Below are 8,358 nucleotides of genomic sequence, written 5' to 3'. Positions count from 1 at the left end.
CGGGTGATGAGCACCGCGTTCAAGCCGCCGCCGAGAGCTCCAATGGTGATCGCAGCGAGACCTGCCAGCCACGGATCGAGGCCGAGCGTGTTTACCATCATACCGAAGAGCACCGCGCACAGGCCCATCATCGAGCCGACGGATAGATCGATGCCGCCAGTGAGGATGACCGGCGTCATGGCAAGCGCGAGCAGGCCGATTTCCACCGAGTGACGGAAGATGTTGGAAATGTTTCCGCCGGTGAGGAAGCGCTGGCCGAGCGCGTTGAAGAGCACCACTTCGAGCACGATCACCAGCAAAAGCACCGTTTCATGACGGGCGAGCGAGGATTTGAAAGGAAGCGTCATGATCTCGTTTTCTTTCGGTTGCGGAGACCGTCGGCCATCACGGCGAGCAGGATGACCAGGCCCTGGATCGCCTTCTCCCAATACGGCGGCTGATGGAAATGGGTGAGCGCCGGGTTCACGTTGGCGAGCAGCATCATGCCTAGCAGAACGCCGACCAGCGTCCCGCGTCCGCCGCGGATGGCGACTCCGCCGACGACGGCGGCGGCGATGGTTTTCAGCTCCAGCCCGTCGCCGCAATTCGGCTGCACTTGCGGCGATTGCACGAGGTTCAGCACCGCCGCGAGGCCGGACAGCAGGCCCATCAGGACGAAGACGCCGAAGGTGGTGCGCTTGGGATCGATGCCCGCGAGGCGCGCGGCTTCGGCGTCGGTGCCGGTGGCGTGGATGAAGCGTCCGCCGGATAGATTTCTCATCGCCCAGGCCGCGGCCGCCAGCAGGACGAAGGTGAGCGAAATGACCACCGCTTGTCCGGCAGGCTGGCTGAGGCCGAACCATTGGACGCCGGCCGGGAGCGTGAACAAGCGCCCCTGCTGCCAGAGGCGCAGCGCTTCCTGCCAGGTGACCATTGTCGCGAGCGTGACCACGATGCTCGGCAGCCCGAGATACGCCACAAAAACGCCGTTCAATGCGCCCATCAAAGCTCCCGCTCCGAGCGCCGCAAAAATCGCCACGCCCAGCGGCAAGCCCGACGCCGCCGTCACTCCGGCGACGATCGCGCACATGCTGAACTGCGCGCCGATGGAAATATCGATCTGCCGGCAAATGATGATCAGCGCGATGCCGATGGCGGCGACCAGCGCGGGCATCTGCGAGGTGAGCCGCGAGATGAAGGGCTGCCATTGGAAAAAGTGCGGCGCGAAAACCGCCAATGCCACCATCAACAAAGCCAGCGCCGCGGCCACCGTGATTTCGCGGGAATACTTGTTCATTCAGGCGGCGTCTCTACCGTTGGTTCCAAGGGCGGCGGCCATCACCGAGTGCGCGTCCGCGTTTTCCCGGGCGATGATTTCCACCAGCTTGCCACCGCGCATCACGGCGACGCGGTCGCTCATGCCGAGCACTTCCGGCAGGTCGCTGGAAATCATCAGCACCGCGAGGCCTTCCTTGGCGAGCTGGCGGATGATCCTGTGGATCTCGCTCTTCGCGCCGACGTCCACGCCTTGGGTCGGCTCGTCGAGGATGAGGAGTTTCGGCTTCGTCGCGAGCCAGCGGGCGACGCTGACTTTCTGTTGGTTCCCGCCGCTCAGGCTGCCCCCTGGTGCTTCCGGGACGCTGGTCTTGATGCCGAGGTCGCGGATGAATTCGCGGACTAACAACGACTCGGCCTTGAGCCGCAACCAGCCGCCGGGGAACAAGGTCGGCTGGATCGCCATCGTCATGTTTTGGGATACCGGCATTTCCAGAATCACCCCGTGGCGGCGGCGGTCTTCCGGCACGTAGGCGATGCCGCGGGCGATCGCTTCACGTGGACTGGTGATGGAAATCCTCTCGCCGTTGAGCAAAATTTCTCCCGAATCCGCCGGGGTGATGCCGAAGAGGATTCGCGCGAGCTCGGTGCGGCCCGCGCCGACGAGGCCGGCCATCCCGACGATTTCCCCGGCCCGGACATCGAGTGTCACTCCATTCACGCCGCTTTCGGTGCAGCCGAGATTTTTCAATGACAGCACCGTCTTGCCGGGCTCGCTTTCCGACGGCGGATAGATCGACGACACCTCGCGGCCGACCATCAGCTGGATCATCTGGGATTCATTCAGCGATTCGACTGTGTTAGTGCCGACGCTCTCGCCATCGCGCAACACGGTGACGCGGTCGGCGAGCGCGAAAATTTCCTCCAACCGGTGGGAAATGTAAACCACCCCCACCCCGCTGTCGCGCAGGTCGCGGACGACTTTGAAGAGCAGGTGCTGCTCCTTCTGGGTCAGCGAGGCGGTCGGCTCGTCCATCACCACGATGCGCGCGCCGGAACCCAGCGCGCAGGCGATTTCGACCAGTTGCTGCTCGGGCATCGACAGCGACTGCACCTCGGCATCGGGCGAAATTTCCGCGCCGATGCGGTGGAGCAACTCGGTGGCGCGGGTCCGCTGGCCGGTCCAGGAGACGCGGCTGAAGAGCCCGGTTTTTTTCAATCGCAGCCCGATGTTTTCCGCGACGGTGAGGTCGGGAAAAAGCGCGGGCTGTTGGTAAATGCAGGCGATTCCCAGCTCCCGCGCCTTGGACGGCGTGAGGTGGTGGACTTCCTCGCCCGCCACCACCAGCGTGCCGCCGTCGGGTGGGTGGGCACCGGTGATGACCTTGATGAGCGTGGATTTACCCGCGCCGTTCTCGCCTAGCAGGGCATGGACTTCTCCCGGCCGCAATTCGAACGAGACGCCCCGGAGCGCGCGGACGGCCCCGAAGGATTTGCGGATCTCATGAAGTGTCAGCAGTGCTTTCAGGCCGTTAAACTTGCGGATTACCTTCGTTGGATCAAGCCCTCTTGCGGCCCGTGGCGATCTCCCTGTCGGGCAAACCCCGTCACATCCGGGTGACCCAGCGCAGTTTGGCGGAGCTGCTTCTCGGGTTCAAGCGCCGCTCTTCCGGGCCGGCGGTGATGGTGCCCTCGCTCATTTCAGAATAAATCCCGTCGCGGACGCCCACCTTCATCGATTGTTTCACGCGGCGGTCCTCGCCCGAGTGGAAGGTCAGAATGGCCGCGCGCGCGCCTGGCTTCAGGCACTTGGGCAAGACCCGGAGAAACGCGTCGAGCGCGGTGAATTCCTCGTTCACCGCGATTCTAACTGCCTGAAAAACCCGACGCACGGTGAGCTCCCGCTCATCCTCGTTGCTCACGCGGACGGACTCGCGGATCGCGCGGGCGAGCGCGAGGGTGTCGGGAAACGAGCGGCCCGCCAGCGCGAGCGCGAGCGACTCGGCGCGGGGTTCGTCCGCGTGTTCGTGGAGGGCGGTTTCGAGTTTCTCGGCGCTGATTTTCGCCAGCCAGTCGGCAGCGGACAGGCCGCGGCCTGGATTCATCCGCATGTCGAGCGGTCCGGCGGCTTTGAAACTGAAGCCGCGGGACGGATCGTCGAACTGCATCGAGGAGCAGCCGAGATCGGCGAAGACGAAATCCACCTCCGACAGACCGCGTTCCGCCAGAGCCTTGGCGATGCCGGCGTAGTTGGACCGCACGGCTTCGAAACGATCCTCGCCGTAACCCAAGCCGCGGAGGCGGGCGACGGTTTTCGGAAGTTCCAAGGGATCGAGATCGAGGCCGATGAGTTTTCCGTCAGGAGCGATCTTCTCAAGAATCCTCGAAGCGTGGCCGCCGTAGCCGAGCGTCGCGTCCACGCCGGCCATGCCGGCCTCTAATTGGAGGGCGGCGAGGCATTCTTCCGTGAGGATGGGAATGTGCGAACCCGCGGGGGTCTTGCCGGACGCGATGACCTTGGCGATGGTCTCGCCGTAGCGCGCGGGATCGTGCTCCTTGTATTTGTCCTCGAAACGCCGGGGGTTTTTCCCGCTGTAACGCTTGCGCCGCGGCGGGCGCGGGGATTCGTCGTCGCTCACAGTTCGGAGTATTTCAGGTTGTTGCCGCGGGATTTCTCCACCGGATAGCGGACGTCGTTGCGGGCGATTTTCGCCTGCATGACCTCGCCGAGATTCATGCCGAGATTGTCGGCGAACTCAAAAAGCAGGATGGCGACGTCGGCGATCTCGGAGGCGATTTCCTCGCGGTTTTTCTCCAACCGTTTCTCGATCTGCTCTTCCTGCTGCCAGACGAAATGCTGCATCAGCTCGCCGGCTTCGGCGGCGATGGCCACGGCGAGGTCCTTGGCGTTGTGATATTTCCGCCACTCGCGGGCGTCCACGAAGGTTTGGATTTGGGCTGTCAGCTCGGAGATCGAATCGCTCATGGCGTGAGATTTAGCGCGGATGGTGATGCGACGCTAGGATTTATCGGAAGCAATCGGGGTATCGAAAAGCGACCTCCGAAAAGTTCCACCGTCCCACCTTCGGCCCAAAGGCCAGCAAACCGTCCGCTCTTACGGCCTCTACTCCAACAAAACCCGTGGCCAAACCCCGCTCATCCCCGACCGCATCATCCGCCCACCTCAGATGAATTCATGCGGAGAAATTCAAACGCGGACAGGTTTTGTCCGGGGTGGACGGATAGGGTTGCGGGACATCCAGGTCCTGAACCGACCTCGCCGAATGAATGCCGCGCTCCAACGACTTGAAAAGTTGGACGGCGGAAGCCCTCGCGGCGCACCGGGGATGCCTCTATCTGAACGGACGGCTCCAGCCATTTCTCGGCGATAAGAGCGACTACAGGTAATTTGTCGAAATTTCTGCCCCCCCCCCTCGGTTCCCCCCATCAGTGATTCTTCCGCGGCCGGAATCCCAGCGCGAAACGAAGCACCACCATCGGCAAGGCGCACAAGGCCAGCGCCGCCGCCGCCGTCCTCAGCCCCGGATAGACCCGCGCGGCCTTGCGGTCCACCGCCGCCAGCGACTCGGCCACGACCTGCTCCTTCGGCACGTAAAACGACTTCCTCGCAGGGATTTCCGGCGAGTCCCCGCCACGCCGGGCGACTTGCCCGAACTCGGTGCGCACCGGCCCCGGACACACCGCGAGCACGGAAATCCGGTGCTCCCGCAGCTCGATCCGCAGCGCCTCCGAGAAACTCGTCACATACGCCTTGGTCGCCGCATACACCGCGAAGTCCGGAATCGGAATCACACTGGCCAGCGAGCTCACGTTGACGATCGCTCCGCCGCCCCGCCGGATCATTTCCGGGACCAGCGCGTGGGTGAGATGCGTGAGCGCCTCGATGTTGACGCAGAGCATCGACTGGAGTTTTCCCCAATCCGAGGAAATGAACTCGCCGTAATCTCCCAGACCCGCGTTGTTGACCAGCAAATCCGGCAGCAATCCTCTCTCGGCCAAGGTCGCCACCAGCTCGTCACGCCCGGCCGCGCGGTTCAAATCGACCGCGAAAACCGCCACCGCCACGCGCGGGAACGCCGCGCGGATGCGATCCGCCAGTTGCTCCAACAACGTCTCGCGACGCGCCACCAATACCAGCGTGCCTACCCGCGGCGCGATCTGAAAGGCGAACTCCTCGCCCAGACCGGAGGAAGCGCCGGTGACGAGGGCGCAGGAAAATGAAACGGTGTCGGGCATGACGGGTCACTAAACCACGACGCCGCGCGACGCAAGATGCTTCCCACCCGCCGCGTATTCGTGGACGTCATGCATCCGAGCCCGCCCCGACGATCCGCCTTCCGCCGCTTTTCCAAGCTCCTCGCCATCCTGCTCTCGCTCAGCCACTTCGCCAGCGGGCAGACCGGCCCGCCAACCGCACGCGCCGCCGCGGAGCTCCCGCCCGCCCTGCTTGCCGAGCTTCAAAAAAAGTGGCCCCAAAACCGGACGATCAACCTCGTCTTCCACGGCCACAGCGTGCCTTCCGGCTACCACAAGACCCCGGAGGTGAAGCCCTTCGAGTCCTATCCGCAGCTGGTCTATCAAGATTTGAAACGCCGCTACCCCCATGCCGTCATCAACGTGATCCTCACCTCCATCGGCGGCGAAAACAGCATCGCCGGGGCCGCCCGCTTCGAGCGCGACGTGCTCTGCCACCGTCCGGATTGCATCTTCATCGACTACGCGCTCAACGACCGCAAAAAGCCGCCCGGCGAAGTCGAGGCCGCCTGGCGGTCCATGGCCGTCTCGGCGAAAAAGCACCGCGTCCCCGTCGTGCTCATCACCCCCACCGGCGACTCCGCCGCGAACCTCGCCGATCCCCAGGACCCGCTCTGCCAGTGCGCCGAAATCATCCGCCGCGTCGCCAAGGAGGAAAACGTCCTGCTCGCCGACGTCTTCGCCGCCTGGCAGGCCGAGGTCGCCAAAGGCACTCCGCAGACCGACCTTCTCAGCCAGCCGAACCACCCCAACCTCCGCGGCCACACGCTCGCCGCGGAAGTCATCGGCCGGCTGTTTTTGAAATAGAAACGCGGCCGGATGATCCGAAAACGAATCGATTGCCAGCGCGGCGGATCTCGGTATGCTCCGCGCCCCGGTGAGAAACCGCCGGCTTTTTATCCCATGAATCATCCCCATGTAGCGATCGTTGGTGCGACGGGTGCCGTCGGCGTAGAAATGCTCCTTTGCCTCGAACAGCGGAATTTCCCGCTGACCAAACTGACCTTGCTCGCTTCGGCGCGGTCCGCCGGGAAAAAGATGACCTTCCGCGGCGAGGAAATCACCGTCCAGGAACTCACCCACGATTCCTTCGCCGGCATCGACATCGCGCTCTTCAGCGCGGGCGGCGGGATCTCCCTGGAATTCGGCCCCTCCGCCGCAGCCGCCGGCGCGGTGGTCATCGACAACTCCTCCGCCTTCCGGATGGAAGCGGACGTGCCGCTCGTCGTGCCGGAAATCAATCCGGAAGCCGCCAAAAACCACCCGCGCAACATCATCGCCAACCCGAACTGCACGACGATCATCTCGCTGATGGCGCTCGCGCCCCTGCACCGGGCGTTCGGCCTGCGCTCGATCATCGCCTCGACCTATCAGGCGGTCTCCGGCTCCGGCGCGCAAGGCATCGTCGAGCTGGAGGAGCAGATGCGGGCCATCGCCAACGGCCAGCCGTTCTCACCGAAAGTCTATCCGCGCCAGATCGCCTTCAACGTGATCCCGCAGGTGGATAGCTTCACCGAGAACGGCTACACCAAGGAAGAGATGAAGATGCTCCACGAAGGCCGGAAAATCATGAACCTGCCGGAACTGCGGGTGTCCTGCACCTGCGTGCGGGTGCCGGTCTATCGGTCGCACTCGGTTTCCATCACCGCCCAGTTCGAGCGCCCGGTCGATGTCGCCGCCGCGCGCGCCGCCTACGCCGGCAAGCCCGGCATCCAAGTGGTCGACGACCCGGCTAACAAAATCTTCCCGGTGCCGCTCGACACCACCGGCAAGGACGACTGCCTCGTCGGCCGCATCCGCAAGAACCTCGTCTTCGACAACGCGCTCGACCTCTGGGTGGTGGGCGACCAGGTCCGCAAGGGCGCCGCGCTCAACGCCGTGCAGATCGCGGAAATCCTCTGAAATCCGTGAACCTCAAAACCTACCTCGCCACCCGCGCCGCGGAAACGGACGCGGCGATGGACGCCTTTTTGCCGAAGGCGAAGGAACGCCCGGCCACGATCCACGCGGCGATGCGCTACAGCGTCTTCGCCGGCGGCAAGCGCTTGCGCCCCGTGCTCTGCCTGGCAGCCGCGGAAGCCTGCGGCGGCGAAATTTCCAACGCCCTCGCCCCGGCCTGCGCGGTGGAGCTGATGCACACCTACTCGCTCGTCCACGACGATCTCCCGGCGATGGATGACGACGACCTGCGCCGCGGCCGGCCGACCTGCCACAAGGTTTATGGCGAGGGCATGGCCGTGCTTTGCGGCGACGCGCTGCTAACGGAATCGTTCGTCGTGCTCGCCCGAACCACTCCGACCAAGCGCTACGGCACCCGCGACTACATCGCCGAGCTGGCGGAAACCGGCGGCAGCCGCAAACTCATCGGCGGGCAGGTGATGGACTTGGAAGGCGAAGGGAAAAAACTCACCAAGCGCGACCTCGTCCGCATCCACGAGGCGAAGACCGCCGCGCTCCTCACCACCTCCCTGCGGCTCGGCGCGATGACCTCCAACGCCACTCCCGCCAAGCTCCAGGCGCTCACCCTTTTCGGCCACGCGCTCGGCCTCGCCTTCCAGGTCATCGACGACATCCTCGACGTGACCCAGAGCACCGAGATGTTAGGCAAGACCGCGGGCAAGGACCAGGCCGTGGAGAAGTCCACCTACCCCGCCATCCTCGGGCTCGACGCGTCCCGCAAGGAAGCCGCGCGGCTCACGAAAGCCGCGATGGACGCGCTCAAGCCGTTCGGCGCCAAGGCCGCGCGTCTGGAGGAAATCGCCAGCCACCTGCTCAAGCGGGAGTATTGAGCCGTGGCGGCGATCACCGGTCGCCGCGGCGGATCCCAGG

At 64.5% G+C, this 8,358-nt stretch carries 9 protein-coding genes; 3 read left to right on the top strand and 6 right to left on the bottom strand.

What is annotated here, in order from left to right; all coding sequences use genetic code 11:
• The 6 genes from AC4DF4_RS17075 to AC4DF4_RS17050 form a co-directional block, all read right to left on the bottom strand.
• Positions 1-347 (bottom strand): ABC transporter permease (locus tag AC4DF4_RS17075; RefSeq protein WP_490049317.1); only part of this gene is annotated, 347 nt, incomplete at its 3' end.
• A complete protein-coding gene (locus tag AC4DF4_RS17070) occupies positions 344-1,276 on the bottom strand; it encodes an ABC transporter permease (RefSeq protein WP_490049316.1) in 933 nt (310 codons plus the stop codon). The genes AC4DF4_RS17070 and AC4DF4_RS17075, both read right to left, overlap by 4 nt.
• Entirely contained in the window at positions 1,277-2,755 is a 1,479-nt protein-coding gene (locus AC4DF4_RS17065) for a sugar ABC transporter ATP-binding protein (RefSeq protein ID WP_490049318.1), read from the bottom strand.
• A gap of 106 nt (positions 2,756-2,861) precedes the next feature.
• Entirely contained in the window at positions 2,862-3,893 is a 1,032-nt protein-coding gene (rsmH, locus tag AC4DF4_RS17060; RefSeq protein WP_490049315.1) for a 16S rRNA (cytosine(1402)-N(4))-methyltransferase RsmH, read from the bottom strand.
• The gene (locus AC4DF4_RS17055) at positions 3,890-4,240 is read right to left on the bottom strand and encodes a nucleotide pyrophosphohydrolase (RefSeq protein ID WP_490049314.1); all 351 of its coding nucleotides are present in this window, start codon (positions 4,238-4,240) and stop codon (positions 3,890-3,892) included. The genes rsmH and AC4DF4_RS17055 overlap by 4 nt, the downstream gene beginning before the upstream one ends.
• A gap of 461 nt (positions 4,241-4,701) precedes the next feature.
• The gene (locus AC4DF4_RS17050; RefSeq protein ID WP_490049313.1) at positions 4,702-5,511 is read right to left on the bottom strand and encodes an SDR family NAD(P)-dependent oxidoreductase; all 810 of its coding nucleotides are present in this window, start codon (positions 5,509-5,511) and stop codon (positions 4,702-4,704) included.
• Positions 5,512-5,580: 69 nt separating this feature from the next.
• Here AC4DF4_RS17050 and AC4DF4_RS17045 point away from each other — a divergent pair, with 69 nt between their 5' ends.
• The 3 genes from AC4DF4_RS17045 (at position 5,581) to AC4DF4_RS17035 (ending at position 8,318) form a co-directional block, all read left to right on the top strand.
• Complete coding sequence (locus AC4DF4_RS17045) at positions 5,581-6,336, top strand: SGNH/GDSL hydrolase family protein (RefSeq protein WP_490049312.1); 756 nt, start codon at positions 5,581-5,583, stop codon at positions 6,334-6,336.
• A gap of 96 nt (positions 6,337-6,432) precedes the next feature.
• On the top strand, positions 6,433-7,431 hold the full coding sequence (locus AC4DF4_RS17040; RefSeq protein WP_490049311.1) for an aspartate-semialdehyde dehydrogenase: 999 nt from the start codon (positions 6,433-6,435) through the stop codon (positions 7,429-7,431).
• Between the two features lie 5 nt (positions 7,432-7,436).
• Positions 7,437-8,318: a polyprenyl synthetase family protein gene (locus tag AC4DF4_RS17035; RefSeq protein ID WP_490049310.1), complete on the top strand. Its 882-nt coding sequence runs from the start codon at positions 7,437-7,439 to the stop codon at positions 8,316-8,318.
• Positions 8,319-8,358 lie beyond the last annotated feature (40 nt).

The organism is Luteolibacter sp. (assembly GCF_058122085.1).
The sequence above is the reverse complement of the archived record's forward strand: the minus strand, read 5'-3'. Positions and strand labels throughout refer to the sequence as shown.